A 25887-nucleotide genomic window follows, 5' to 3' on the forward strand; every position below is an offset into this window, starting at 1 on the left:
TTATTATTATTATTATTATTTCAATTGGTAGTTAGAGTATTTACCATCTAAACCTAAAGGAATTATTTTACTCCCAGCAAATTTCCATTGCTCATTTTCAAAAGTCCTTTGTCGTTCAAATCTTATATCAAAAAAATTACTTTTTTTGCTTTTTAAATCATAAACTGGAGAACGCTGACCTTCCGAACTTATTATATAAAAAGCAGATGGTCTATTTTTGATAATAGTCTTTTCAAACTGATCCTTATAAATAATCGTGTCCTTTTGATTATAAACTGTGTATAAATAGTAATTAAAAGGGTTTCCTTGCGAATCTTTTACATGGAAAACTATTTTCTTCCCTCTTTTCAAAGATTCATTAACAACTAATCTAGACCTCTGCGGACTACTGTCTAAAACCAAGATAGTATCGTTTCTCAATTGCCAATTACCAAATATTTCTTCTTTTAAAAATTCTGTTTTTTTATAATATTTAAATGTCCCATCTTTTAGTAGGTTAATGCTTTCACAATAATGCGGAGCTTTATATGAATATTCCCTTAATTTACTCTCTTGAGAAAAAGAAAGTATTGAACACAAAATAAAATACAAACTATAACATTTCTTCATATTAGTTATTTTTTTCCACTGCCTTTTTGATAATCTTTTTCCCATCCTTTATATACTTCTTGGACAGCCGTACCTATTTTACCGGCTTGTATTGTTTGTTGTCGTAATGCTTTACCTTCTTTAGAATGAATGTCTATTGGACCACTAGGTAAAGTTTGGTATGCTGGAGGTGTCATTCCTTTTCCAAAATCTTTAACATTCCCATCAGTCATTTTTAATGGATAGCCCTCTACAACAGCATTTGGCGTTTGAAAGAATTGAATCCCGTCCCTAATGCTCTTTCTCTATTATAAGATGCAGTCTCATCTGTTATATCATACAACTTTCCATAAGCTGAATTATCAACTACTAAAGATGTTTCTCCTGATTCATATTGATAGGCGTGTTTTAATTCGTGTCCTACTAACCCTATCCTTTTATCCCCTATACCTATTTTAATTTCATTCGTCGATAAATCATAATTCATACTTCCTTCCTTGCTCGAACTATCTGAAAATATAGTATATACTTGGTCGGACTTCTCTAGTTTCGTAATTTCTCCTAATGTACTAGTATAAAAGACATTAATTTGCCACCTAACTCCGAGTCAATAGAACCATTATCTATAAATGCTTTTAAAGCCCTCATATTAGAATTGAGTTGATTCTTATAATTTTTAACAATATCATCGGGATCTTAATTTTTCTACCATCTGGATCGATATAACGTATAGGATTATTTACAGCATAAGTAAAAGGAGAGATATTAAGATAATTCTCTGCAAGTTCATCTATCACACCCCATCTCCCGATATCAGGCATATAGAATCTTGCTCCATAATCATACATTCCTGTTTCCTGTAACTCTTTCCCGTTGTACTTGTACTGATAAACTTAGGTATTATAGCTTACCAACCGTCATTATATTCCTCTTTCATCTTAGTACATTTTTTTAAAACTATTCTTTTCTGTGGATTATTATATGGAGCAGGTGGTAAAATTTTAAACTTTTCGTTCCTAGTCTTATTTTCAATATTTATCATACAATTATTCTCAATATTTTCAAAAAAGAAATAAAGTGTATAATTATTATAGACAGAAAATCCTTTCAAGTTCTCTATCTCCTTGGGCATATCACTAGCCAAGAGAATATCCATATGATTCTCATTTTGATCTTTTAAATAAATAAGAATTGATTTTTTAGATTTTTTATCATGTCCATTCTTTTCTAGCTTTTTTATAAAATCATTTAGTTCTCTTTCTAAAGGTTCTTTAATTGTAATAAGATTTAATTTTACTTCAAAGTCTGTTTGAGATACATCATTATTATTTGCTAGCATTCCTTTTTTCTGAGAAGATGAATCACACGCCATACAAATAAAAAGAAAAATTAAAATGTAGAATTTCATAATTTTTTGATTTTTTTCATTACTTGATCATTATATTGAACAGTTGATTTTACCTTTGTACCATAAATATTAAAATATTGAGGTAATCCCGCACCATTACTTTCTTTTAAATATTTACAGTATTGTCTATCTCCAGTATAATCATTTGGAGTACCGTCTGAGTTATAACCTGACGGTTTAAATTCTTTTAAATCTGTTGCATTGGGATGAGAATGCCAGTTATCCAATATTTTTAAATCTTTTCCTTTTCCATAGAATGAATAATTAAACCAAGCTTGAGCAGTATCTACATTGGATTCATGATTCGTTGATATTATATAATAACCAAAAGCCAACTCATTTGAATTGGCTTTGGTTTACAAATATTATAATGTTCCATTCTCAAGTTCGTATTCATCATTTCCATTTAAAAATCTATATAATACAATCTTGTCATCTGGATTTCCACATAATTTCAAATTGTTTGTATGTGCATTATAGTAAGATTTTGTCATTTGCAAAACTATAATAATTACATTCTTAAGTTTATTTTGGTACAAGATATAACCTGATTTTTTCTTTAATACTTCTTGACTAATAACTAATTTATCTAAATAATTAGTCATATAAGGTTTTAAGTCTCCCAACTTGTTTTTTATATTAAGAGAACTTGGAAAAATAAAATCACTACTTACTAATGTATCATTATCTAACTTTGTATAACATTTATCTTTACTACATTTAGATAAATTTTTAATATCTGCGCTTGTAGTAACTAACAATATATTTTTTGACCCATCTATTTCATCATAATTTACCGTTTTCTTATGATGTATGGCTAAATAGTTGAAATCGCTCTTATGCATTATTTTGATAAATTCTATATCTTGTGCAAAAGACAAAAACGAACAAAGTATAAGCAATATGGAATAAATTTTATTCTTCATTTTTATTTTTCTTTTAAACTTTTAGGTTTTAAAAAATTTTCTTTCCCTGTATAATCTCCTGTAACAATTATCCTAAATTGAGATTTACCGATTATTCCTGATGCAGTAGATTTGACTTGTTTATAGTATAGAACTTGTATTAGAGTAATTAGGATTAGACATTTTATCGTAACTTTCAGCATAATTCATCACGCCACCATCATTTTCACCTTGCTCAAAAGTATGACCCATTTCGTGAGCTCTTGTTTTGTCATTGCTGCTGAACTTTTATTAGCAATATATTTCCCTGCTTTTACAAACTTTGCAAAGCTGTGAAATTTGTTTGGTAAATATTCCAATTAATTCCATCTGTAATTAACCAGCTTACAATATTTGCAGTAATCAAATCGGATAAATCTTTCTTTAACATATTATCATCTATAATTGTTTGCATGTGATTAGTTTTAATAAAGTTTTTAAATTTCCAAAAAGAAAATTTGATATCATATTCATTTAAAGGAGCTTTGTCATATTCACAAATGATCCCATTTTTCTCTACTGTAAATCCTGAGCCATGGCATATATAGTTATATGTAGCAACGGTTCCTTTTTCATACTTTCGTTCAACCAGATAACTCCAAATATTCATATCTTTTGGAATATCATATTCTTTTTTTAACACATTCTCAAAATTCACTATGAAAATTAAATACTCTTCTAGCAATTTCTTCGTATTTATATCTTTATTTGAATAATCCACTATCAATTTGTTTTACTTTGTCTTTAAACATTTGCATTGCTTTTTGTCCTGTAACTTCAATAACTTCTAAAGTTTTATTTTCTTGTATTGCAGCCTGTATCCTATGATGCCCATCTAGTATATATCTTTCACCATCTTTTAAGTAAACAACAATTTTTTCACCATAAATGCTGATATCTCCCTCTTTCATTAGTTTAGCTAGTTTTTGTACTTTCTCTGTACTTTGAGCAGCTATTTCTGTTGATTTAAAAGCCTCTAAAGCTTCTTTACTTGCCAATAAATATTTTAATTCTCCTGCACCACTAATATATTCTAATGGTCCAGCTCCTCCTATAGGCTTTACCATTGAGATTTTACCATCCCTAGCCACAAGATAAGTTAATCCCCCGCTTTCCCATTCCCTACTATAAAAATGAGACCAGAATGTATTAATAGGAGGAAGAACTTGAGGCTGAGCATCGTGTTTTCTCTTTTCTTCTCTAAAAAAAGTAGCAATAGGATTTATAATATGCTTTTGTATCCAATTAGATTTTTTTCCAGTTAAAGTTATTTCTCCAATTTCTGTTACTTTTTGACCGTTTACTTTTTTACTAGGAGGATCTTCCTCTGTTAGCCCAACAGGATCAACGAAATTAACTGGATTATTAAAGCTATATCTAAAAGGTGAAAGCTCTTGATATTTTTCCGCCAACGGATCTACTACTCCCCATCTCCCAATATCAGGCATATAAAATCTTGCACCATAATCATACATTCCTGTTTCTTGTAACTCTTTACCATTGTATTTATAATTCCGGTAACCTCCTAATAAACCTTTACCTCCACCAATATGATTGAGTCCAAAAGGATAATAATTGTTGCTGTCTGTAATTTCAAGAACACCTTCGCTGTTTTTGACATAGTTTACCCTTGCATTTCCTAAATGATCTTTATACTGGTAAATATAACGATTTTCTGTAAAGCTGTAAAACCCTTCAGAAGTTGGTACAAAATCAAGATTCCAGGAAGGGGTTATGGTTCCGGGATCCATTAAATCTACACCTTTATAAGCTTCCTGTTCATAAGCAACACTGGTTCTGCACCATTCACAAGGGGATAATACCTCCCTGTAACTGTATTGGAAACCATCTAAATAATCAGTCAGGATATTTGTGGTGGACTGGCCCTTTCCTCCTCCGGTAGTATAGGTCTTTCTCAGTTTTACTCCATCGGCACGATACAGATAACTCAGTCCAATATTGACATAATTTCCCATAATATCTTTCTCAGTAATCGAAAAATTATATGGTAAATTAAGGTAATTGTATGTAATACTCCCAATTCCCTTATCTTTCATATTGACCATATTCCCGTTTGCATCGTAATCAATAATGTTATTTCCGCCTTCATAGCCTGTATCATTCAGAGCATTTTCTGTAATTTTAGTCAAACGGTTTCCGCTCAGCTCGTAATCCAGGTTGTCTACCAGTTTAGGGGTTAACTGTAATGGAGGTACCGCTGTCCTTTTAAGGTTGGTAATATTCCCGTTCAGATCATACGTAAGGTATTCATCAAAATTACCGCTATTTCCGGTTACCGGTTCTTTATAGAAGGCATTTTTTAACCTGTTTAAGGAATCATATTCAAAGTTATAACGCTTAAGAAGAGGATCTGAGCTACTATTCCAGTCGATCTCGGCAATATTCCCATTGTATCTGCCAGCTGCATTCGTTGGATTGATGGGATTATGATAACGGATCTCATATCCAAACAGTTTTCCGTTCAGGTTTACAGGATCATTGATTTTGGTCATCCATCCCCGGATATTATACTTATAATCAATCTGCTGGAGAGGTGATGTGGCTACCACTCCTCCTACTTTCTTATTTTCCAGCTGGGAGAGTTCATTGTATTTGTTCTGGGCCAGGATCTCAACAGGATTGCTGTCCACCTTATGACGGTGCATGGTCAGTCTGTTCTGGGAATCATACGTAAAATATTCAACAATATTTCTTTGGGTATCGGAAGCCAGCCTTTTATGATAGGTATTGGTCTGAAGGACCGTGCCTGAAAAGTCAAGCTTGTGGTTGACAATAGTATATCCCCCAAGATGGTTAATGCTCCTTGAACCGATCACCCTTCCTTTGGTATCATACCAGGTATATGTCTTCGTCCAGTTGTCATCTTCAATGTTTTTGACATATGAAGCTACAGGAAGTCCTTTTGTGCTGCGGTTCTGCGAAGGATCATCCTTCAGAAGGGGCTGGGCAAACACATTGGTCACTGCAGGGGAACCGGGAGGATAGCTATCATAATAATTGACACTCAGTATTTGGGCAATATTGCTTAAAGGAGAGGCCACTGCTGAATAGTATACAGCCATCCCGCTTATGGTAAAGGCAGTAGTGCTTCTTGTTTCATACAAATTATTGTTCAGCTCAACTGCATTCTGTAAAGACAGCCTGCTTCCTGTATTATTAATAAGACCTGTATATACCACTCTCCCGAACTGGTCATACTTGGTAAAAAGCCATTGTCCTTTACCTGCAAGGTTAGCATCCCGGGTCAGAACCAGTTGATCTGCCTTATTGTATACCATATGCTCCCAACCTTTTCCCGGAAGCTTCTTTTCCACCAAACGGTTCTTGCCGTCATAACGGTACTGGTAACACAAATCTTCCAATACAGTGGTGGTTACCTGCGTACCAACAGCTAAGCTTTTAAGGGCTAGGGATGCGGTAGGAGGAATGACAAAGGCAAGCTGGTTGTATTCATTGTAGATATAATAGGTATCTGCATTTTCTGTAGCACTCAGTACTTTACGTACCAGGATAACTTGGCCTTGTCCATTCTTAAATTCTATGGTTTCATTGCCATCTTCATCCTTAACAGAGTTTTTATACAGCTGGTTGGCCTTATAGAACCCATTTAACGCGTTGGTATCGTTAGCTACCTTTAACACAGAATTCGTCCTGTTTTCTGCAAAAGTGGTCGTTGTACTGTATTTTCTTACATCGGTATCGGTATTGACTGCATATCCAAATACAACAGGTTTACTGCTCCATGCATTTCCTACCTGGATCTGCTGTTGGATACGGTCTAAAGGGGATTTTTCCAGATCCTTCTCTGCATAGATCTTCTCTGATCCGTACAAAGAAGGCTGGGTGGCATTGGCCAATGGATTGGGAACGATTGCACCGTTCAAGGTACCAGGCTGGGGAACCGGTAAATAATCCTTTACCTGTCTTCCGAACGGGTCATATTCGATGTGGGTGACCACATCCCTGCCCAGAGGGGAAGCTTTTACATTCACAATTTGTTTCGGCCTGCCCAACCCGTCAAAATACTGGACGGTATGGATCTGTTTATTGGTATTGGCGGAATCAAGGTATACTTTTGTCTGGATATAGTTTTCAGTATTGGGAAGGGTTTGTGCATACATGGAGCCCGTTAGCATCAAAAGCCCAATGGGAGTTATTATTTTCTTCATCGTGTATTAGTTTTTATAATTGTATTTCATTTCCTTCAGTACATTACCGTTCACATCCACTACTTTCTCCAAGCGGTTGGCCGTATCGTAGATATAACTTTCCCTGATCCCGGATGGCGGAGTGATGCTGGTCACACCGATCAGTGGATTATAGGTATAGGTACTGATCTGATAGCCTGATAAACCGCTATTCTTCCTGAAGGTATCCAAAGCCGTAATTAATGCTCCTTCCTGGGCCGGATTTAAAGCATCCGCATTGGAGGCATCCACAATAGCTGTTATCACTCCAAGGCTTACCAGCTGGTCATATGTGGCGCCTTCTACTTTGGCTATAGGCTGGGTATTGTTATACCCCCATACAATAGCAACAGGAACACCATCTTTGGTGGTGTACTGCAGGATATTTCCCTTGGCATCATATTTATCGTAGCTTACTTCAGTACGCGCGTTGCTAAGGTTTTGAAGGTCATAGGACAAGACGGAAGTCGGCAGCACAAGACCGGAGGTTTTGGTATTGGCCTCGGTCTGGCTTACCGGGTAAATGGTTGATGTTTTGGAAAGGGTTTTGACAGTACTCCCGATAGTCTGAGTGCTTATTGTTTCTAATGGAATACCAATCATGTTCTTTTCAATCATCAACTGGTTGCCTTTTTCATGAGCGTAGCTGTAAGTGGTCTCCTGGATCGTGTTATCCGGAAAAGTTATCTTTTGAGAAGTTGGCTGCCAATGTTGATTATTTCCATAAGTTGTACCTGATTTTGTTTCAACGATCTGATTAGTAATATATTCTTTTGAAATGGTTTCTATTAATTTAGAAAAACCATAATAATTCTGATAAAACGTATATGATATATTAGGAATAGGACCATCTTGAGGATTGCTAACATATCCAGGACTTAATGAAAAATTCTCCTTAAATATAAAAGATGTCACATTATTTTGAACAAAATTATAGGAATAGTCAGTACTTTTTATAATGTTATAGTTATTGTTATTAAAACCATATTGCATCTCATTCTGTAGCAAACCTCTTTTTATTTGACCACTATTACTATGTGGAGCATCTAGAATAGGGGGATCGTATAAGTATGCATTTGAATCCCCTGCATACAAATAATTTTTCTCAACAGCTTTGTTATTATCAATTAATTCCGTAATAGATTTATAGAAAATTTTATTTGATCTGTCATTATAATCGCTCAAAATATTATCTTTATAAAATCGATATACAGGAATTGGAAATGATACAAGCGGAGGATTTCCCGTACCGCTACTATTGCATTCTAATGCACAGTTTCTTTTGGTTACTATATAATCAAATAGCTTTGGAGCAGCTGCATTGGCAATGCTTGTTTTTTGTAAATCTTTATCAACAAGTTTATTATAATAAAACCATTTTGTGTATATGCCATTCTCCGTATTATTTTCTTCAATTTTTTTAACTCTACTTCCTCCATAATGCTTCAAAACAGTTTGCAATTCTTTCCTAAAATTATAATATACCGATGCCATCCCATCTATTCTACCTATATAAGAAGAAACAAAATATTCAACCTTATAAAGATGACCCGCTACTGTATTTACAGGACAGTTATAATCTGTAGGCAGTCCTGTAATACATTCCTTGGCTACTAATGGAATGTTATAATCCCTGCTATGACCTCTTACATTTTGTCCAGTTGTCAGATCAGTTATACTAATACCATGTACTTCATGAGAATCGGGATAACCACAGTCTGAATAGTCCGTACTGGCATACGCTGAATAGGTGATTGGGGATCCATTAGAGGTAAAAGAGAAACTTTTTGTCATTGTTTTAGGACTACTGCATAATCTTGATATTTGCAAACCTATACTTTCAGATTTTTCAACCTCTTCAAGGTCAGAAGAACTGTTTGATTCATATGTGATCTCTGAATACCCTCCGGTAGGATAATAGATCCTCTTCAAATTTCCAAGATACATTTTGTCCGGATCTACATCTTTATCAGCAGAAGCCCAACCGTTTGTTTTAGTAAGAATGTAATTGGGAACTTTTCCTGATATATTTGCAAAAGGTGTTTGATTGGCTTTGCCATTTGAATATCCATAAAAATCTGTTGCCAGGCTAAACCTTGCCGGAATACTTTCTTTTGAATAATATTCAAATTTATATTTTTGATTGGAAATGCTTTCATAAACGTTATTTAAGAAATGTCGGTTAACTGTACTCTGCTCATTTAAAGGCAAACCATAATAAGTGACGGCAGAACCTGCATTTATATCATCATAAGCCAACTGGAAATTTTTTATAACCTGGTTATTCTTTTTGGAAAGAACTGCAATTGAGGTAAGGAGCTTTCCATCGCCATTCAGTAAATCTTTCCTTTGTTTATCATACAAAAAATTAAGCTTAACTACATCACTTTCAATTGTTAATAATCTTGGTTTCAGTGCGACCATTGTCGTCTTACTTTTTGTAATGCCACTATTTTCATAGGTATTAGGAACGCAACAGCTTTCAGAAACACTAAAAGAAGCACTCATAGAGGCATAATAACTGATTTGCTCTACAGAATAATCAAAACTGATCTCTTCATTTTTGTTAGTAATAATTTTAGATAAATACCATCCGGAAGTATAGTATTTATCCGGTCCTTTATAATCAATTCTGGATCTTTCCAAAAACTTCTCTTCTCCTCCGAAATAGTATTTATTCCCCTGATTATCTGTAAGGGTAAACTCCAGATTTTTGCCATATTGCGTTACTATTGTAGTTTTATCCGTAATGGTCAATTTTGATCCATCGCCTCCGTTATAATGAACGTTAAGGTTTTTATCAATATAAAATTGTCCGGACATCCCGTTGGAAAGGGAGAAACTAAACCAATCATATTCTGTATCAATAGAATTGTCAGGATGGGCGGCTGTTTTAATAGTATTTGCATCTGCATTAACATCAATGGTACCGGGAAACCAAACTGATGCTGACGTTTCATCCTGTTCATCCCTTACAACCCTTGAAATGGCTCCTCCTGCAACCAACTGCCAGGACATTCCTATATTGTTTCCTGTATCATCTACTTTAATTCCGCTGTTATATCCCAGGCTTACAGGTACATTAATACCTGCATTTATATTATATATTGGTAAACTATAAGTAAACTCTCCTGAAGGCGAATTATTAAAATCCAAACTATAAGTACTGATTTTATACGTTTCTGCCGATGGTGGTTTAATATCAGGTAATGATTTATCAATATTACTTTGTGCGCTAAAATTATTTGTAGTAATGAGTATGCCAAGCATTACCACTGATAGATATATTTTCTTCATTTATATTTTATTTTTTTATCAGTTTAGCGTTCGCTGTTTTGTTATCATTAGTTTTTATTGTCACCAGGTAAGCTCCCTGTATCAAAGCCTGGGTATTGATCTTCGTTACAGAATTCTTTGTTGTGAGACTTTGAAGCTGTCTTCCGCTCATATCGTAAACTGTAATTTGAGCATCTTTAAAGTCAAAACCTATTTCCACATAGGCATAATCAGATACCGGGTTCGGATAGATCTTAATGTCATGTTTCTCGATCAGCTGGTCTACCTGTCTGTCTCCAAGCTTTACGATCTTCCAGTTCTCTTTCCCCAGCTCTTCTGCACTGGTTCCTGCAAGGATTATCGAGCCATCCCGGTTAAGCCTCAGATCTGAAAGCCTTTCCTCCTTCTTTTTAGATTCCCCTTTTACATGCTTTCTCCACTGTTCATTGCCATTGCCATCCAGGTACAGCATCCAGAAGGTTTCATCCCCGGTTTCTATTCTTCCTTCTGCCTGGGTGTAACCACCCAAAAGAATTCCCCTGGTTCCTTTATCATCTGCTGAGTGAAGAACATTCATTCCCATCAGGAGATCACGGTTTTTAAAATTGTAAGATTTCTGCCACTGTTCATTGCCACGTTCATCAAGGGCAACCAGCCATAAGTCCGTGCCTTCCTCTATTCCTGTGGTCTTGTTACCGGATCTCTCTGATCTTGATTCACCACCGATAATATATCCGTCGGATTTCAGAGAAAGGGTCCGTAAATGGTCATCTCCGGTTCCCCCATAGTTCTTTTCCCATTCCACCTTTCCGTTCTTATCTAACTTTATGATCCAGTAATCCCCTTCACCGAAGTTGCTGCTGGATTTTGGCAAATAGCTTATGGCTGTAGAAGCTGCAGAGGACAAGTTCCGGTGGGCAGATGGATCAGCCGGATTCCTTACTTCCGAATCACGCATCCCGGAGCTTCTGGAATACACTCCTAATAAGACTCCTCCGTCTTTCGTGGGAATCATTTTCTCTACCTCATCCAGGCCTTTTCCTCCTAAAATAAGTTGTGACAGTTCTTTTCCATCTTTATCCAATCTGATGATCCAGGCATCTTTGGAACCATAGCCTTTGGGGGAGTTGTGTACGTTTCCTGCGACAAAAAAACCTAAGTCTGTAGTCTGGATCACTGCCCTGGCTTCTTCATCTGAAGAGGTGCCCAGGGTTTTCTGCCAGAGTTCATCCCCGAATTCATTCAAACGGATCAGCCAGATATCTGAACCGCCTTTGGATGCTTCTTTCTTATCCAGCCCTTTCCCGGAATAGGAAGTTCCTGAAATTAAAAATCCACCATCCTGAGTGGCTACTGTTGCGGATAAATAATCATGGTTCTGGCCGGAAAAGTATTTCTCCCAGACTTGTTCTCCCTGCTGGTTCAGTTTCACCAGGTGGAAGTCATAGCCGTTATTTTGTTTATTTCCTGAGACCTGAAGCTTATCGCTTTGAATGCTGCTTCCTGTAATTAAATACTGCTGGTCAATGGTCGTAGTCACCTGGCTCAAAAAATCCTGCGTGGAGGATTTGATGTCTTTCTGCCAGATCGTTTCCTGGGCAGACATACCCAGGACCGTGCATAACGTCAATGCACCAAGATAAATTTTTTTCATAGGCATTTGAATTTTTTTGAAAAATAAAAATTTAAAAATGAAATAAATAGGTTTTTATGTGTATTTCATTTGTAATTTTACATACACATTTATATAATTCTTCCGCAAAAATCATAATATTGTACAACCTGCATACAAATTGTACAAGTTTTTACGGTTTTGTGAGTTTTAGGGAAAGGATATCAAAGAGATGATCAATATCCGGATTCGAAATAAAAGGAGCGGAATACTCCGTTGTAAAATTCTTCATGTCAGTGTTAGTTTAGGCACAGTTATTATAATACCACAAAAATAAGCTTTTCAGTTCACAGAGGAAAGACTTATATCATTTTATGTGTGCTGATTTTCATCATAAAATCATGTGGATCAGATATCTTTGGATTTATAGGGCAAAGATAATCCGCTAATACGTCAAAAGCTGTCGTGTATTCCGGAAAAGTTTTATTTATTCAGAATGAAAACAGACTTCCGGATCCTTTTAACGGAATGGCTTGGGTTTCTCACTTCGGGCGGCATGCACAGCAATTTCATCTATCCTTTTTTGCCGCGTTTCAGGTCTCCTGGCCAGCACGATCCATTGCAGCAGCATTTTCTTTACCGATTTGCTCAGGCCCGTAAAATACGCTTCAGCTCCTGTATATTGCCTGAGAGCTTTATCCAGGTCTGCAGGAATCTGCAATTCCTCTACACTGTCCAATAAGGTCCACGAGCCATTTTGTTTTGCTATACTGATGCTCTTATATCCGGCTTCGGTCATCAGTCCTTCCGAGATCAACCTTTCCACTTTTTCTTTATTGATCTTAGACCAGGTTCCGTTAGGTTTACGTCTGCTGAACAACTGCCTGAAAGAGTGTTCATCAATAGTCTTTCTCGTGCTGTCTATCCATCCAAAACAAAGCGCCTCATCCACCAGCTCACTCCATTCCACCACCGGCCGGCCTGATTTTTTGGTATTGCAAACCACCCATACAGATTGTTCAGAGTCATGATGCTGTTCCAGCCATTTTCTCCAGTCCTTTTTTGTATGAACGGATATAATCTGTCTGTTTTTTGAAGTTTGCATAGAATCTGTTTTTGCAGTTACTAAAATAAGCTTTAAACCATTACGATCAATACATCTGGTGAAAAAGCGGGATAATGAATTGATTTGTTTTCCTCTCTTCCATCATTCCCGGCTCCGAACCATTCCCAAAACTAAAATACATAAAACAAATGCCTCGGAAACTATTTTAGGAACAAAGGTTTATTAAAATATTTCTTTAAATTTGTGTACACTTCACAAAACTTTAAAAAAAACAATCCCAACATGATACAGCAGGAATTCGCCAGTAACGCAGTTAAAGTTCTGGAACCGGACGACCAGGTCATAGGACTGGCTGTAGCCGGCTCATGGCTTACCGACGAACTTGATGAGTTTTCTGATCTTGACCTGATCCTGGTAACAAAGGAAAAAATCTCAGATGATAAGAACCTGATGCTTGAATATGCAGGAAAGCTGGGACATCTATTATCCGGTTTTACAGGAGAACATGTGGGAGAAAAAAGACTGCTGATCTGTTTGTATGACCACCCGCTTCTGCATGTTGACATTAAGTTTCTCACCCTTGAAGAGTTTCATGACCGTGTAGAAACCCCTACCCTGTTACTGGACAAAAATCATCAGCTGGAAAAGGTAATCCACCATTCAGAAGCCATATTTCCACATCCTGATTACCAATGGATAGAAGACCGCTTCTGGACATGGATTCATTATGCTTTAACAAAAGCCGGCCGCGGAGAATATATGGAAGCATATGATTTCCTGGGATTTTTACGGATGGTGGTGCTGGGACCATTATTACATATTAAAAACGGAACCCTTCCGCGGGGAGTACGAAAAGTAGAAACAGAACTAAGCAGTAATGATCTGGCAGATTTACTACACACCATTCCGGAGGTTTATAACAAACGTTCAATCTTAAACAGCATAGAACATGCGGTGTCCCTGTACCGCCAACTGAGAACCGAACTGTACGGCAAAAACGTCCACTTACTGACAGATACCGAAAAACGTGTGATGGAGTACTTTAAACAATTATCCTGATTCCAAAAATGGATCTGAAAACAGAGTACACCGCTGATCAGGTAAAACTGAAAGAAAAGTGTTATCCCTGTACAATAAGCCTGTCCATGAATCTAATGGGCAGAAAATGGAAAGCCGTTATTCTTTACCATTTAAAAGATAATGCCAAAAGATATAGTGAGCTACGCAAAGAAATGCATTTTATAACTGAAATGCCCCTGAGCCTGCAGCTGAAACAATTAGAAAGAGATGGTCTGGTGTCAAGAAAAATCTACGGTAAGAAACTTACGGTGAAAGTAAATTACAACTTAACAGAATTTAGGGAAACTTTAATTCCGGTACTGGATGCCATGATGAACTGGGGAAAACCAGGTTATTGCTGAAAAGGGGGAATTTATTAAAAAAAAATATATAATCCCATCCTGCACTTCAAACCGGTAATCCTGCCAACGGGATAAATAATCACCGGCCAATTTTGAAGACTTTCAAAAAAATAGGCTGTCTCGCTTTTGAGACAGCCTGTTTTCTAGTCTGTATGCTGAATTCATTAAATTACAGGCTGAATTTTTCCAGGATGGCTTTTAATTCTTCTAGCGTAATATTATTTCCGGTACCCGTAATATAATACCTCTTCCCTTCCAGATATTGGATGCTTACAAATTTATCTTCAGCATACATGGATTCATCAAAAAAAGCGGGATATCCTTTAAAATCAATAATTTTCGTTTTTGAATCAGGAGTCACATATTGCTTAAAATCCAGATTGCTGATCAGACTCTCGGCAACCTGAGATGCTGCTTTTCCTGCTCCGTCCGTGATCATAAGGTATACAGACTTTTCCCCGTTTATGTATTGGGCTGTACAGGAAGATCCTGTCTCCGGTTCGTTATAAGCTTCAACTTCAGCTAATGTAAAACCACTTATTTCTTTTTTAATTTTAGATTTGAAAGTATCCGGATCAAGCGGTTTCAGCTTGCTAAGCTCTTTTTTCAACTGGATGATGGAGGCTGAATCGCTTACCATCTCAATATGCTTTACAGGCTGCGTACCCTTTAATGTTTTAGCCTCTGCCTGGTTAATTCCTCCGGAGATCGTAATGCCGATCATCATTGTTAAGATGTGTTTCATAAATATATTTTGATTTTTCGAAATTTCAATGTAATGTGAGGAATATGAATCCTGATTGTTTATTATTCAAATTCTATCCTCATGGGGTTAGATTTATATCCTCTCATATCATAATATTCTATTTTTCACGACATTAAGATATAGCATTATAAACGGCTGCAAATCTACTAATATTCTATCGTATGCGGCTCCTGTAACCGCATGATTGTTTACCAATTTTCATGCCAGCAAAAAGAAAGTGTAATCCATTATAAATAGAATAAAATGCATTTAACAAAAATATTTTATTAATAAATTTACTTCATTTGATAAAAAATAATTAATTTCGAACAGAACTAAACTCTAAATATTATGAAAAATTTAAAAAAAATCGAAAGACAGGAACTAAAAGCTATTAAAGGAGGGATCAATTGCCCTGGGGGCCAAATATGCCTGATTAACGGAAAATGGACCTGCATGCCATATGATGGATGTGGCGGAGGAAACCAACCCTAATTTTCAAGTTTAACCAAATAACTTTATCATGAAAAATTGTAAAAAAATTTCAAGAGACCAGTTAAAGGTAATCAATGGCGGAGCACTAAGCTGTTCCGAAGCATGTTGCCCACCTCCGGGAATAAAAAGATGTCCGTGGGTGATTTGTGTTGCACCTTGTGATATATTAAGTTAAACCTGATAATATCCTTTCAAAAACAACAGGCCTTAGAATCTTTGATTTTAAGGCCTTTTTCCAGGCATCATCCAAAACAGAATCATGCTTTACCTAATGTTCCTTCACACCGGTATGTATTAATAAACAACCCTGTAGGGGTTATTTTTGAATCAGCAAAAACCAGTTTTTGGGCAGAGAACTGATCTGACAGCAACCGTTTACCTTGTCCTAATAAAACGGGATAGGTAATAAGAACAACCTCATAAGCCAGTCCATGTGCCAGCAACAGGGAAGTAAGCGTTGAACTTCCTATAACGATCAGGTCCGGCCCCTCTCCTGATTTGAGCTTCCGGACCTCGTCAGTAACGTTTTCGCCCAGGCTTTTTACCGGTCCCCACCTCAGGCTTTCCGGCCTGTGTGTAACCGTAAATTTTGTTGCTGAATTTATGGCATCTGCCATTGGGAACCTTCCTGCATTGGGCCAGAAAGAACTGAATAAATCATAAGTATGGCGGCCAAGCAGTAAATCGAAATCCGGTCCATATGATTTCAAAAGCATTTCAGCTCCTTCAGCACTTCTATACGGTGTTGTCCATTCACCATAAGCATAGTCTTTGTCATGCTCTATTATCCCGTCAAGCGAGATATGCTCAAAAATTCTGATTTTTCTCATTGTTATGGCTTATTGATTATGTAGCAAATTTAAAGAGTACAAAATATTCTCATGAGGGGTAATCACGACAATTGCAGGGTATAAGCTTGCAGGAACATCATCAGGAGGATTATTTTAAAAAAGCCTGTAATTTGTAATTACAGACTTTAATATCTTTAAAATTCTAAATTTTCACAAATCAAAAAACCGGCTCATACATGTTCACATCTTGTTTCCTGAATCCCTGTTTCCTCGGCCTTTTCATAAACTGCAATATCTTTTGGAAAAGTAATAAAGCTCAGCAAAAATGTAATTCCAAGCAATAATATACTTCCCCAAAGAACATAATGCACCCCGTAACGGACACTTATTACTCCCCCGAGAAAGGCACCCAGTGAAATCCCGATATTGTAGGATGATGTAAGTAAGCTGTTAACAAATTCCAGCGCATGATGAGGCACAAATTGTGTAGTCCGTATATTGGCAACCAGAAATCCTCCTGTATGGATCATTCCCCATAAGGAAACAATAATAACCATAAGCGTAAAGGCACCTCCAAAATAAAAAGCCAGAACCTGAACGATAATTAAAAGGACAAAAAACAGCCTTGCTGTAAGAATTACATTTCTGCTCAGGGCAATTCCCATAAGCCAGTTCCCTATAGTTCCCATTCCTCCGAAAAGAAGAAGCATCATACTGACCTGGGCCCCGTCCATACGGGTGATATCTTCAAGATAAGCAGTAAGGTAGGTATAGCTTGAAAACATAGCAGCCAGTGTTGAAATAGCAGAAATCAGGTTGATCCACAACAAAGGACTTTTCAATATACTCAACTGATGATTTGCAGATTTTCCTTTATCACCCGGAATGGAAGGCACAAACAATAATAATCCCATAAAAGCGATTAAGCTTATTCCGCTGCTAAGATAAAACGAAGCCTGCCAGTTATTAAACAGATCTGCAGCAAAAGTTGTCAGAGGAATACCAAGCACAGTAGCAAGGCTTAATCCGAGCAGTATTGTGGAAACTCCTTTGGCCCCTCTTTCCTTGAATGCAATAGCAGATGAAATATTCCAAAATAACGGATGTAATATTGCCGGTAATATACGGGCCACCATTAGCATCGTAAAGTTTGCAGAAAATGCAGATATTAAATTCGAAATGACAAATATGCTCATTACCAGGCACAAAAGTAGCTTCCGGTTAATTCTGGTTGTAAATGAAGTAATAAAAGGAGAAGACACTGCAACAGTTATGGCAAAAGCACTTAAAAGCCATCCTGCCGTATCAATAGATACTCCAAATTGCCGGCTGATATTTGGTAAGACCCCGATTACTCCAAATTCAGTTGTAATAATACCAAAAGCGCCTAATGCAAGGACATAAATTGATCTTTTCATTGATATAAAATTTTTATATAACAAATTTGAACAGAAAATATCTAAAAAATCAGTACATTTTAATGACAAATAAGTATTTTTACTATATGAAAAAAGAAAATATTGATCAGCTGGTAAAAATAGAATATCATCAGACAGATAACCTTAGCTTAATAGACAGCCAGTTAACTTTCTTTCAGATCTACTATGTCATTTCCGGAAAGGGCACATTTAAAATAAACAACAATATTGCCTGCTTCAGTGAAGGAAGCCTGATTCTGCTCACTCCCAATGATCAGCAACATCTTGAAATTATTGAGAAAACTGAACTCCTTCTCGTCAAATTCAGTGAAAGATATGTAAAGGATTATAAATGGAACAGTATTAATTCCATGGACTGCCTGCTGTACCGGGCCTCCTATCTTTCAGGCTGTATCCTTCAAAACAAGCCTGATATTGTACTGGTGAACTCAATAGTCAGCTCTCTTCTTCACTGTTTAAACCATCCTGACCTCTACCATGAGGAGCTTACCCTCCATTATGTGAATGCATTGATTGTAATTGCAGCCCGTAATATTTCAAAGATGAGACCGGAAAACCTTCCTTCAAATGCTGATAAAAGAATATTGGACATTATCAATTATATTCAGGGAAACATCCATGATCCTGAGCTTTTGAAAGTCTCCGTCATCGCCCGGGAGTTCGGATTGTCTGAAACCTATCTCGGAAGTTATTTCAAAAGGCAATGCGGAGAGACCATCCAGTATTATATACTTAACTATAAAATGCGTTTAATTGAACATCGTCTTCTTTTCAGTGATATGCGGATCAATGAGATTGTGACAGAATTCGGTTTTTCCGATGAAAGCCACCTCAACAAGTTTTTTAAAAAAAAGCATCACATGAGTTTAACAGAGTTTAAAAAACAAAGAAAATAAAAGTGAACAACCAAATTACAATAGAGAATCAGCGATCTCAAAGTTTGGAGGGAATGAGGAACTTAAAAGTTTAGTAAAAATAAAAGAACCTACTGAAATATAGTAGGTTCTTTTAGTATTTAGCGGAGAGTGAGGGATTCGAACCCCCGGACCTGTTACAGTCAACAGTTTTCAAGACTGCCGCAATCGACCACTCTGCCAACTCTCCTTAAACTCCGGCTATACCGTCGTTTTCAGTGGTGCAAATATAGAAAGTTTTTTATTACTGACAAAATATTTTTTTACAAAATTTACTGTTTTTTAATTTCAACTGCCTTTTTTAGATAAACATCAGTGTGATTCAGGAATTCCTGATCTGTTGTCTGAATTTTAATATGGGGAACCACCCCGCTTCCTTTCTTCTGATCATCAAGCACCTGAGCGTCCTGAATCACATGGACGATTGAAAATCCGGTCTGAATTCGGGTATTCGGCAGCTCATAAACAACCGGAAGATGCCCGTTATGCTCATAATAACCGCCGTTGGTCTCTCTTCCGATCACAATAGCATTCGTATAAGATTTTATCAGGGAAGCCAGGTGTGATCCTGCGGAGGCCACATGTTCATCTATAAACAGGTAAAGCTGGCCTTTAAAAGTTTTCTTATTGGGTAATATTAATGGATTTTTCTCATCTGTCCAGTAATATTTTCCCTGTACTTCCTTAGGATAAAGCTGTTTAAGATAGGCATCCAGCCCATACCCGTCTTTCACTCCATTGGCAAGAAAAAGAGGACTCATTACCAATCTTTCCTTTAAGGGCGCTTCATTAAATAGAGTGTAAGCATAACGGCTGTCCCGAAACGGATGCTGTGTAAGATAGGAGAATACTTTTTCGTAAAGTGCACCTGCTCCTCCTCCATTTCCCCTCAGGTCAATAATAAGATGTCCTGCTTTTTCATTTTCAAGAGTTTCCATCATTGCATCCAGGAAGCTGCTGAATTTTTTGTATGCAGGATCATTCTGATCCGTAGCAAAATCAAAAGTTTTTACGACAAGCCTGTACATCCCATCCGTTACCTTATCTAACCCGTACTTTTCACCGTCCTTTCCTGAATACGAAACTGAATAACGGGATTCCTGAAGTTTTTTGGCCTGATCAAACGATATTCCGGACAAACGTATCCCATGTAGCCGGCCTTTCCATTGGTAAGCAATATCATAATTTTTATGTGTTCCGAATTCTATATAAAATTTATCCAGCAAACCCTTCTCGAATCCTGCTGCTTCTCTGAAAACTACAGAAAATCCATCTGCAGAATAATATTGAGACAACCTGCTGATCATCTGTTGAGAACTGATACCATTGATGGACACAATTTCAGCGCCAAGCGGAATAAGAGTCTCCTGTGAATCCTGCAATAGCCGTCCATCTACATTTTTTAGGGTAATGGGCAAATATTCAGGTTTCTGTGTCAGGTAATAAGAGGTATAATTAGGAAGTTCTGTAAAATTGTGGCAGCTTCCTTCAAACACTGTAAGTTTTGCAATGACCTTATAGAAATCAAAAATATTCCGGCTGGCTGCCACTTCCCTTTCTGCCCATTTATAAATACTGTCGATCTGCGGTTTACTCCGGTATACATACAGTCCTGAATTCACTTTCTCCCTGATGGAACGGAACATGTGGAGGTCTTCCAGAAACTCTTCCGTGCTGAAACGGCTTTCCACCGGGGACAGACGCTCTGATTCTTTAATAATAACCTGTACCGTTCTGGCTTTTTCAACGTAAGAGGCAGCCCATACTTTAAATTCATAATTCCGGTTTTTGCCGGGGACAAAATAAAAACGTTCGGTACTTTTTATGCCTTTTGAATGATTTTGCTCTTTTATCTTTTTTCCATCCTCAGAAAGTGAGACTGCCAGGTTGGCTTCGTCAGATGTCACTGAGATCCAGGCAGGATTCCGGGATTCCGGCACATAAGTTACTGTATCCCCGGATTTTAATTCTAAACGGGTCTGTGCATAGGCTGTATTGATTAACAATAGCAACGGGACTATCAACTGCTTGGTCATTGTCTTTTTTTGAGCTGTGAAGATACGAATAACCTTAATCTCTGAGAAGATTACCCACCAAACAAATAAAATTTGCAATATGAATAAACAACTTATATTTTAGATAAAAATAAATAACACATGAAAACATGGTTCCTTTTGTTTCTGTTCGTAATAACAAATCTGGTTGCACAAACAGGAAAAGCAGATCCGGCAAAATTACTTGAGTACTATGAAAACCAGCATTATGCTGAAGCCGCACAATACTTACAGAGCATGTATCCGGATGATACCCGGGATATAAAAGTGCTGAATCAAATCGCATACTGCAATCTGATGGCGGGAAAACTGACGGAGGCAGAAAAAAACTACATAAAAGCCAACGCCATTCAACCTGATAATCCGGCAATATTATTCAGTTTGGCTCACATCAGTTCAAAACGGGGAAACCCTGTAAAAGCAAAATCTTATCTGCAGCAGATCATCCGCCTGGACAGTCTTAATTTCAGTGCATACAAACAACTGGCTGTTTATGAAGATGCCCCTGAAATAAAATTAAAATATCTCAGGAAAGCCAATGCCCTGCACTCATCTGATCCCGATGTAGCGTATGACCTTGCAATGGCATACAAAGATCTTAAACAATATCAGCAAGCGTATGAGGTTTTAAAAACCGCTATTGCTTCAGACACAGAGAATTTTACTTTACAGCAGGCACAGTTACCATTATCCAACCTGCTGGGCAAATATCAGGAAGTGATTGATACCGGTAAGCAATTGATGGAAAATCATACAGATGTTAATGTCATGAATGAAATGGGACAGGCTTATTTCTATTTAAAAGACTACCAGAAATGCATCATGATCTATAAAACGCTTGAAGATCTCGGCATCCGGAATGAAGGAACTCTTTATTATATGGCTTTAAGTTACCGTGAACTGAAAGAGTATGATCATGCAGCCATCTATGCCCAGAAAACTATTGATGAAGCTGTTTCAGACCACATCACTCTGTATTATACAGCACTGGCGGGAATTTATGAATCTAAAAGTCAGTTTAATGATGCTTTGGAAGCTTATAAGCGAGGACTTACCTTCAGCATTCACAATACTATTTATTACCGGTTGGGATTGCTTTATGACCTGAATCTTAAGCAGCCAAAAAATGCGGCAACCTATTATAAGCTATACCTTAAAAGCAAGCCGGATCAGGAAAAGGAAAAAGAACAGATTACCTATGCAAAAGAAAGGATAGCTCTTCTAGCAGGTATCAATAAATAACTTTATCTTATTATTCAATAATGTTCCGCCATGCTTAATTTGGATAAAAACATAATATTTTGTGACGATAATCACAAAATGAACAGAAACCAATACCCTAAATTTGTTATCATAAAAAACAGTATTATGGAAAATACAGCCAATAATCCCGTAAAACAATTCATTCAGTACCTCAATGAAGAGAATTTTGACAAAGCTGAGACCTGCCTTGATCCTGAATTTAAATTTAAAGGAGTCATGGGAAGCAGGGAAAATGCAGCAGTATATATTAAAGACATGAAGCAGATGAAATTTAAATATAAGATTCAAAAGCTTTTTACAGCAAATGAAGATGTGTGCCTCTGGTATGATATTGATATGGGAGAAAAAACCATCACCGCCTGCGGGTGGTACCGGGTGGCAGATGGAAAAATCAAATCATTGGAGGTTCTTTTTGATCCGAGGCCCTTACTTGATCATCAGAAATGATTTACTTGTGATTTATACAGCATCTATATTAATATAGGTGCTTTTTTTACCTGCGCTATGGTCAGGATATCAAAATTCTTCATATCCAGCCGGTTTTTTTCCTCCAGATCGTATATTCTGTATCATTCCCGTCTATTTCGGGGATATCTTCAGCCTCCGGTATCCTATTTATTTCCTTAACAGTAAATGAAGGCAGATTGACCTTTTCCCGTTCGCTGTTCAGTAGGTGTTTATCTTCTACCGGATAGACCCTTCCGTCAGCAATCAGCTGTGTCCCGTATTTCTGAGGTTTACCCTGAAATACCTGAATCCTGTCAAACAGATAAGCCAGGTTTTGAAGTTTAATATCATGGGCATTTTCCATCATCATTTTATAACATTCCTTCATAAATCCCGGCTCTCCAATTGAATGCTGAATAATCAGCCAGGCTGCATTACTTGCATTTTCGCCTACTTTTGAAATGGTAGGAAAACCAATTTCCTTTATTATTTCCCTAAGCCTTTGCGCATTGCTTCTGTGAACACGTTCCATTTCAGGATGATATCCTTCTGAAAGCTGTCCCTGTGATATTAATGCTTCTCTTACCTCCAGATCTTTGTTAGCAAGTCCGATAAGTTCCTGTGAAAAAAAATGATCCATGATTTATAATTTTTAATAAGATATCCAGCATTATTCAATTACCCATTTCCGGTCATCTTAAGAATAAAACGGACTCTTTGTTCTACTGTATCCCGGGGAACTTCGATTATCTGATATCCATATTCCAGATATGTTTCCCTGATACAGTTAAAAGTATGTACGGCCTGTTCAGGACTTTGCTTTCTTTCCGGATCATTTTCATAGATTTCATTCCACGGAGGAAGAATAAAAACCTTCTTCTGATAGGTCATTTTTAAGGCCCGCGTTTTCATTTCTTCCGGAACAGGAATATTTTCTGTACGGAGATAACCGATAGTATCCAGGATGCCCCGGTCAAAGAATGCTGTTTTCACACCTTTTTTGTTCCTTATTTTCTGATAAGTTTTTACTGAGGCATCAAACATCAGTTCTGCAAAAAGAATCCTGTTCTTCCAGGGTACCCCTTCCCCATTCATCTGAAGCTGCTCCCTGATAATCCGCCGTCCTTCTTCAGGTGCGGTCACATAACCGTTTTTGTGTAATGCTTCCAGTAATGTAGTTTTTCCGGCTCCAGGTCCACCCGTAATTATATATAAATGTGAACTCTCCTTTTCCATTTTCTATTTTTGAAACGTTCTTATATTTCTTTAACAGAAAACCAAACTTCTGTTAATAATTGTTTTTTATAATACTCTTATAGGTATCCATACGGTCTTTCTCTCGGTACATATTGCACAATAAAAGAAGATTATCCGTATTGTACTTTTCTGCAATCTGCTGTAGTTCTCCTGAGATCGACTGCGGAGTTCCGATGATCATCCTGTTCAGAATGGTAAAGAATTCCTCCTCATCTTCTGTCCCTGAAATCTTTTGTTCTACAACTTCGGGAGGAAAAACAGCATCCGGACTTACCCGTTGGTGTGACTGTAAAAACTGATAAGCCATTCCATAAGCGTTTCGTCTGGCCACTTCTATATGATCGGCTACAGATACGGCTACAGCAACCTGCAAGGAAGGAATATCAGAATAACCGGTGTTATCAAATCCTTTGAGATATGCTTCCGTATTTTCAGGTCCGTTTTCACTGTTCATAAAAGCAGCAAAAGAATATCCTATTCCATGTCTGGCAGCTTCATTTGCAGAAGTCGTTCCTGAGCCCAGCCAAAGGATTTCCGGCAAATATTGCAAATTTTTTGGTTGGGCAATAAGTCCTTCGTAGATTCCTTTGTCTTCTTTGATAAACCCGATAATTTCTTCCAATTTAGTTTCCATACTGGACAGTACAACCGGCTTATGATTGTTCAGGGCCATTACAGCATCTTTTAACCCGCCCGGAGCTTTTCCCAGTCCCAGGATAAAACGTCCGGGATATATACTGCTCAGCAATTTGCTCCATTCTGCTATTTTATAGGCTGAATAATTTTTCATCATAATTCCTGCCGTCCCTATCTTTATCTGTCTTGTCCTGCCCAGCGCAACAGCTGCCAGAAGCTCAGGGCTTGAGCTTCCATATGCTTCCACCCCATGATGCTCAGCATACATCACACTGTGGAATCCGGCTTCTTCAGCGAACATGGCGAGATTAATACTGTTCGTTAATGCAATGGCTGCAGTACCTCCCATAGAGACAGGAGACTGGTCTAATATCCCTAGTTTTAACTTCATGACAAATGCTCAGGAAATGTGAAGATAAGAAAAAAACAATACCTGAAGGTGAAATTTATCAGGTATCTCAATGAACAATGAATTATAAGTCGTAATTTGTAGAATAAAAATGATTCATACTCAAAAACTGAAAATATGAAGAGAATATTTCATCTCAACTGTGTAAAGATAGTTATACCTATGAATGACAATGTTATAGGACATTGCCTGTTGATCGAAGAAAACAATGGTGACCTGATTCTTATTGATACCGGGATTGGTGTTCAGGATATAGAATCCCCCGACAAACGTCTTGGAGAGGAGCTTATAAAAGCTGTAGGTTTTCAGCTTGATATGGAACTTACCGCTCTTAATCAGATCAGGCAGATTGGCTTGGATCCTGGCCGTGTAAAACACTGTATTCTGAGCCATCTGGATCCTGATCATACCGGAGGCATCGCCGATTTTCCCCAGGCCAAAGTTCATGTAGCCAAAGAGGAATATCAGAACTTTGAAAGCGGAAATCCCCGCTATTTAAAAGAACACCTTGCCCATCATCCTGAAATCCTTGAATATTCATCTTCAGATGAACAGTGGTTTGGACTGGAAGCAAGAAGGATTCATACCCAACTGGAAACTGAAATATTGCTTATCCCTTTATTTGGCCATACCTTCGGGCATTGCGGGATTGCTTTTCAAAGGAATGAAAAATGGATATTCTATACAGGTGATGCTTATTACCTGAGGCTTGAACTGGAAGATGAACAACATCCTGTGAATCAGCTTGCCGCTGCAAGAGCAGATGACAATACGAAACGTCTTGAATCCATAAGAAAAATTAAAACATTAATGAAAGACCATCCGGAAATAGAAATTTTCGGATATCATGATGCAAAAGAATTTTCAAAATTTATTACAGAAAATCAATCTGTATAACGGATAAGATCTTGGAA

The 25887-nt window shown here is 37.2% G+C and carries 26 protein-coding genes, 1 tRNA gene and 1 pseudogene; 8 read left to right on the top strand and 20 right to left on the bottom strand.

All coding sequences use genetic code 11. The features are described from left to right. Positions 1-15 precede the first annotated feature (15 nt). The 12 genes and pseudogenes from DRF59_RS00005 to DRF59_RS00065 all read right to left on the bottom strand — a co-directional run bounded on the left by DRF59_RS00005 (position 16) and on the right by DRF59_RS00065 (position 13141). Entirely contained in the window at positions 16-609 is a 594-nt protein-coding gene (locus DRF59_RS00005; protein ID WP_123873633.1) for a hypothetical protein, read from the bottom strand. A gap of 5 nt (positions 610-614) precedes the next feature. Next, positions 615-821, bottom strand: a complete 207-nt coding sequence (locus DRF59_RS00010; RefSeq protein ID WP_115956259.1) for a hypothetical protein — start codon at positions 819-821, stop codon at positions 615-617. A gap of 17 nt (positions 822-838) precedes the next feature. After that, positions 839-1075 (bottom strand): hypothetical protein, encoded by a 237-nt coding sequence (locus DRF59_RS00015; RefSeq protein ID WP_115956260.1) that lies wholly within the window; start codon positions 1073-1075, stop codon positions 839-841. A 220-nt stretch (positions 1076-1295) separates the two neighbouring features. Then, positions 1296-1478: pseudogene (locus tag DRF59_RS21240) on the bottom strand (RHS repeat-associated core domain-containing protein); the annotation flags it as partial. A gap of 17 nt (positions 1479-1495) precedes the next feature. Next, the gene (locus DRF59_RS00025; protein WP_123873634.1) at positions 1496-1996 is read right to left on the bottom strand and encodes a hypothetical protein; all 501 of its coding nucleotides are present in this window, start codon (positions 1994-1996) and stop codon (positions 1496-1498) included. Continuing rightward, complete coding sequence (locus tag DRF59_RS00030; protein WP_115956263.1) at positions 1993-2331, bottom strand: hypothetical protein; 339 nt, start codon at positions 2329-2331, stop codon at positions 1993-1995. Before DRF59_RS00030 ends, DRF59_RS00025 begins: the two co-directional genes overlap by 4 nt. Positions 2332-2361: 30 nt before the next feature. Continuing rightward, positions 2362-2922 carry a hypothetical protein gene (locus DRF59_RS00035; protein WP_115956264.1) on the bottom strand — a complete coding sequence of 187 codons (561 nt, stop codon included), beginning with the start codon at positions 2920-2922 and terminating at the stop codon, positions 2362-2364. Positions 2923-3214: 292 nt separating this feature from the next. After that, positions 3215-3661, bottom strand: coding sequence for a DUF6896 domain-containing protein (locus DRF59_RS00045; RefSeq protein WP_115956266.1), 447 nt, complete (start codon positions 3659-3661; stop codon positions 3215-3217). Beyond that, positions 3645-7130: a DUF6443 domain-containing protein gene (locus tag DRF59_RS00050; protein ID WP_115956267.1), complete on the bottom strand. Its 3486-nt coding sequence runs from the start codon at positions 7128-7130 to the stop codon at positions 3645-3647. The genes DRF59_RS00045 and DRF59_RS00050 overlap by 17 nt, the downstream gene beginning before the upstream one ends. A gap of 6 nt (positions 7131-7136) precedes the next feature. Then, entirely contained in the window at positions 7137-10445 is a 3309-nt protein-coding gene (locus tag DRF59_RS00055) for an RHS repeat protein (protein ID WP_123873635.1), read from the bottom strand. A gap of 7 nt (positions 10446-10452) precedes the next feature. After that, the gene (locus tag DRF59_RS00060; protein ID WP_115956630.1) at positions 10453-12078 is read right to left on the bottom strand and encodes a T9SS type A sorting domain-containing protein; all 1626 of its coding nucleotides are present in this window, start codon (positions 12076-12078) and stop codon (positions 10453-10455) included. Between the two features lie 478 nt (positions 12079-12556). Continuing rightward, positions 12557-13141 carry a YdeI/OmpD-associated family protein gene (locus DRF59_RS00065; RefSeq protein WP_115956269.1) on the bottom strand — a complete coding sequence of 195 codons (585 nt, stop codon included), beginning with the start codon at positions 13139-13141 and terminating at the stop codon, positions 12557-12559. Positions 13142-13384: 243 nt separating this feature from the next. On the opposite strand from DRF59_RS00065, the gene DRF59_RS00070 reads away from it, so the two are divergent. Next, complete coding sequence (locus DRF59_RS00070) at positions 13385-14161, top strand: nucleotidyltransferase domain-containing protein (RefSeq protein WP_115956270.1); 777 nt, start codon at positions 13385-13387, stop codon at positions 14159-14161. Positions 14162-14169: 8 nt separating this feature from the next. Next, positions 14170-14523, top strand: coding sequence for a winged helix-turn-helix transcriptional regulator (locus tag DRF59_RS00075; RefSeq protein ID WP_407643375.1), 354 nt, complete (start codon positions 14170-14172; stop codon positions 14521-14523). Positions 14524-14692: 169 nt separating this feature from the next. Here DRF59_RS00075 and DRF59_RS00080 read toward each other — a convergent pair whose 3' ends face one another. Next, a complete protein-coding gene (locus DRF59_RS00080) occupies positions 14693-15268 on the bottom strand; it encodes a hypothetical protein (RefSeq protein WP_123873636.1) in 576 nt (191 codons plus the stop codon). Between the two features lie 351 nt (positions 15269-15619). Here DRF59_RS00080 and DRF59_RS20675 point away from each other — a divergent pair, with 351 nt between their 5' ends. Further along, positions 15620-15763 carry a bacteriocin-like protein gene (locus tag DRF59_RS20675; protein ID WP_157967423.1) on the top strand — a complete coding sequence of 48 codons (144 nt, stop codon included), beginning with the start codon at positions 15620-15622 and terminating at the stop codon, positions 15761-15763. Between the two features lie 28 nt (positions 15764-15791). Next, positions 15792-15938, top strand: coding sequence for a bacteriocin-like protein (locus DRF59_RS20870; RefSeq protein WP_167456625.1), 147 nt, complete (start codon positions 15792-15794; stop codon positions 15936-15938). An 82-nt stretch (positions 15939-16020) separates the two neighbouring features. Here DRF59_RS20870 and DRF59_RS00085 read toward each other — a convergent pair whose 3' ends face one another. After that, entirely contained in the window at positions 16021-16593 is a 573-nt protein-coding gene (locus DRF59_RS00085) for a dihydrofolate reductase family protein (RefSeq protein WP_115956272.1), read from the bottom strand. 191 nt (positions 16594-16784) lie between these two features. Then, the gene (locus DRF59_RS00090) at positions 16785-17972 is read right to left on the bottom strand and encodes an MFS transporter (RefSeq protein ID WP_115956273.1); all 1188 of its coding nucleotides are present in this window, start codon (positions 17970-17972) and stop codon (positions 16785-16787) included. An 86-nt stretch (positions 17973-18058) separates the two neighbouring features. Here DRF59_RS00090 and DRF59_RS00095 point away from each other — a divergent pair, with 86 nt between their 5' ends. Next, a complete protein-coding gene (locus DRF59_RS00095; RefSeq protein WP_115956631.1) occupies positions 18059-18889 on the top strand; it encodes an AraC family transcriptional regulator in 831 nt (276 codons plus the stop codon). Between the two features lie 123 nt (positions 18890-19012). Here DRF59_RS00095 and DRF59_RS00100 read toward each other — a convergent pair. Both DRF59_RS00100 and DRF59_RS00105 read right to left on the bottom strand, forming a co-directional pair. Continuing rightward, positions 19013-19097: transfer RNA gene (locus DRF59_RS00100), tRNA-Ser, on the bottom strand. An 82-nt stretch (positions 19098-19179) separates the two neighbouring features. Continuing rightward, a complete protein-coding gene (locus DRF59_RS00105; RefSeq protein WP_115956274.1) occupies positions 19180-20943 on the bottom strand; it encodes a S41 family peptidase in 1764 nt (587 codons plus the stop codon). A 120-nt stretch (positions 20944-21063) separates the two neighbouring features. Here DRF59_RS00105 and DRF59_RS00110 point away from each other — a divergent pair, with 120 nt between their 5' ends. Both DRF59_RS00110 and DRF59_RS00115 read left to right on the top strand, forming a co-directional pair. Beyond that, positions 21064-22203 (top strand): tetratricopeptide repeat protein, encoded by a 1140-nt coding sequence (locus tag DRF59_RS00110; protein ID WP_115956275.1) that lies wholly within the window; start codon positions 21064-21066, stop codon positions 22201-22203. 126 nt (positions 22204-22329) lie between these two features. After that, positions 22330-22671, top strand: coding sequence for a nuclear transport factor 2 family protein (locus DRF59_RS00115; RefSeq protein WP_115956632.1), 342 nt, complete (start codon positions 22330-22332; stop codon positions 22669-22671). Positions 22672-22750: 79 nt separating this feature from the next. Here the strand turns inward: DRF59_RS00115 and DRF59_RS00120 are convergent, their stop codons facing one another. Genes DRF59_RS00120 through DRF59_RS00130 form a run of 3 tightly spaced genes read right to left on the bottom strand, consistent with a single transcriptional unit; the run spans position 22751 to position 24955 of the window. Next, positions 22751-23311, bottom strand: coding sequence for a DUF6624 domain-containing protein (locus tag DRF59_RS00120; RefSeq protein ID WP_115956276.1), 561 nt, complete (start codon positions 23309-23311; stop codon positions 22751-22753). Between the two features lie 38 nt (positions 23312-23349). Further along, positions 23350-23907, bottom strand: a complete 558-nt coding sequence (locus tag DRF59_RS00125; protein WP_115956277.1) for an AAA family ATPase — start codon at positions 23905-23907, stop codon at positions 23350-23352. 52 nt (positions 23908-23959) lie between these two features. Next, positions 23960-24955 carry an MsnO8 family LLM class oxidoreductase gene (locus DRF59_RS00130; RefSeq protein ID WP_115956278.1) on the bottom strand — a complete coding sequence of 332 codons (996 nt, stop codon included), beginning with the start codon at positions 24953-24955 and terminating at the stop codon, positions 23960-23962. Positions 24956-25090: 135 nt separating this feature from the next. Here DRF59_RS00130 and DRF59_RS00135 point away from each other — a divergent pair, with 135 nt between their 5' ends. Beyond that, positions 25091-25870, top strand: coding sequence for an MBL fold metallo-hydrolase (locus tag DRF59_RS00135; protein ID WP_115956279.1), 780 nt, complete (start codon positions 25091-25093; stop codon positions 25868-25870). Positions 25871-25887: the final 17 nt, after the last annotated feature.

Source organism: Chryseobacterium flavum (genome assembly GCF_003385595.1).
Lineage (GTDB): Bacteria > Bacteroidota > Bacteroidia > Flavobacteriales > Weeksellaceae > Chryseobacterium > Chryseobacterium flavum.

Bases quoted from the DNA above. Each gene is read 5' to 3' on its own strand.
- DRF59_RS00005 (WP_123873633.1), bottom strand. From the start codon at position 609: ATGAAGAAATGTTATAGTTTGTATTTTATTTTGTGTTCAATACTTTCT.
- DRF59_RS00010 (WP_115956259.1), bottom strand. From the start codon at position 821: ATGACTGATGGGAATGTTAAAGATTTTGGAAAAGGAATGACACCTCCA.
- DRF59_RS00015 (WP_115956260.1), bottom strand. From the start codon at position 1,075: ATGAATTATGATTTATCGACGAATGAAATTAAAATAGGTATAGGGGAT.
- DRF59_RS00025 (WP_123873634.1), bottom strand. From the start codon at position 1,996: ATGAAATTCTACATTTTAATTTTTCTTTTTATTTGTATGGCGTGTGAT.
- DRF59_RS00035 (WP_115956264.1), bottom strand. From the start codon at position 2,922: ATGAAGAATAAAATTTATTCCATATTGCTTATACTTTGTTCGTTTTTG.
- DRF59_RS00050 (WP_115956267.1), bottom strand. From the start codon at position 7,130: ATGAAGAAAATAATAACTCCCATTGGGCTTTTGATGCTAACGGGCTCC.
- DRF59_RS00055 (WP_123873635.1), bottom strand. From the start codon at position 10,445: ATGAAGAAAATATATCTATCAGTGGTAATGCTTGGCATACTCATTACT.
- DRF59_RS00060 (WP_115956630.1), bottom strand. From the start codon at position 12,078: ATGAAAAAAATTTATCTTGGTGCATTGACGTTATGCACGGTCCTGGGT.
- DRF59_RS00065 (WP_115956269.1), bottom strand. From the start codon at position 13,141: ATGCAAACTTCAAAAAACAGACAGATTATATCCGTTCATACAAAAAAG.
- DRF59_RS00070 (WP_115956270.1), top strand. From the start codon at position 13,385: ATGATACAGCAGGAATTCGCCAGTAACGCAGTTAAAGTTCTGGAACCG.
- DRF59_RS00075 (WP_407643375.1), top strand. From the start codon at position 14,170: ATGGATCTGAAAACAGAGTACACCGCTGATCAGGTAAAACTGAAAGAA.
- DRF59_RS00080 (WP_123873636.1), bottom strand. From the start codon at position 15,268: ATGAAACACATCTTAACAATGATGATCGGCATTACGATCTCCGGAGGA.
- DRF59_RS20675 (WP_157967423.1), top strand. From the start codon at position 15,620: ATGAAAAATTTAAAAAAAATCGAAAGACAGGAACTAAAAGCTATTAAA.
- DRF59_RS20870 (WP_167456625.1), top strand. From the start codon at position 15,792: ATGAAAAATTGTAAAAAAATTTCAAGAGACCAGTTAAAGGTAATCAAT.
- DRF59_RS00085 (WP_115956272.1), bottom strand. From the start codon at position 16,593: ATGAGAAAAATCAGAATTTTTGAGCATATCTCGCTTGACGGGATAATA.
- DRF59_RS00090 (WP_115956273.1), bottom strand. From the start codon at position 17,972: ATGAAAAGATCAATTTATGTCCTTGCATTAGGCGCTTTTGGTATTATT.
- DRF59_RS00095 (WP_115956631.1), top strand. From the start codon at position 18,059: ATGAAAAAAGAAAATATTGATCAGCTGGTAAAAATAGAATATCATCAG.
- DRF59_RS00105 (WP_115956274.1), bottom strand. From the start codon at position 20,943: ATGACCAAGCAGTTGATAGTCCCGTTGCTATTGTTAATCAATACAGCC.
- DRF59_RS00110 (WP_115956275.1), top strand. From the start codon at position 21,064: ATGAAAACATGGTTCCTTTTGTTTCTGTTCGTAATAACAAATCTGGTT.
- DRF59_RS00115 (WP_115956632.1), top strand. From the start codon at position 22,330: ATGGAAAATACAGCCAATAATCCCGTAAAACAATTCATTCAGTACCTC.
- DRF59_RS00120 (WP_115956276.1), bottom strand. From the start codon at position 23,311: ATGGATCATTTTTTTTCACAGGAACTTATCGGACTTGCTAACAAAGAT.
- DRF59_RS00125 (WP_115956277.1), bottom strand. From the start codon at position 23,907: ATGGAAAAGGAGAGTTCACATTTATATATAATTACGGGTGGACCTGGA.
- DRF59_RS00130 (WP_115956278.1), bottom strand. From the start codon at position 24,955: ATGAAGTTAAAACTAGGGATATTAGACCAGTCTCCTGTCTCTATGGGA.
- DRF59_RS00135 (WP_115956279.1), top strand. From the start codon at position 25,091: ATGAAGAGAATATTTCATCTCAACTGTGTAAAGATAGTTATACCTATG.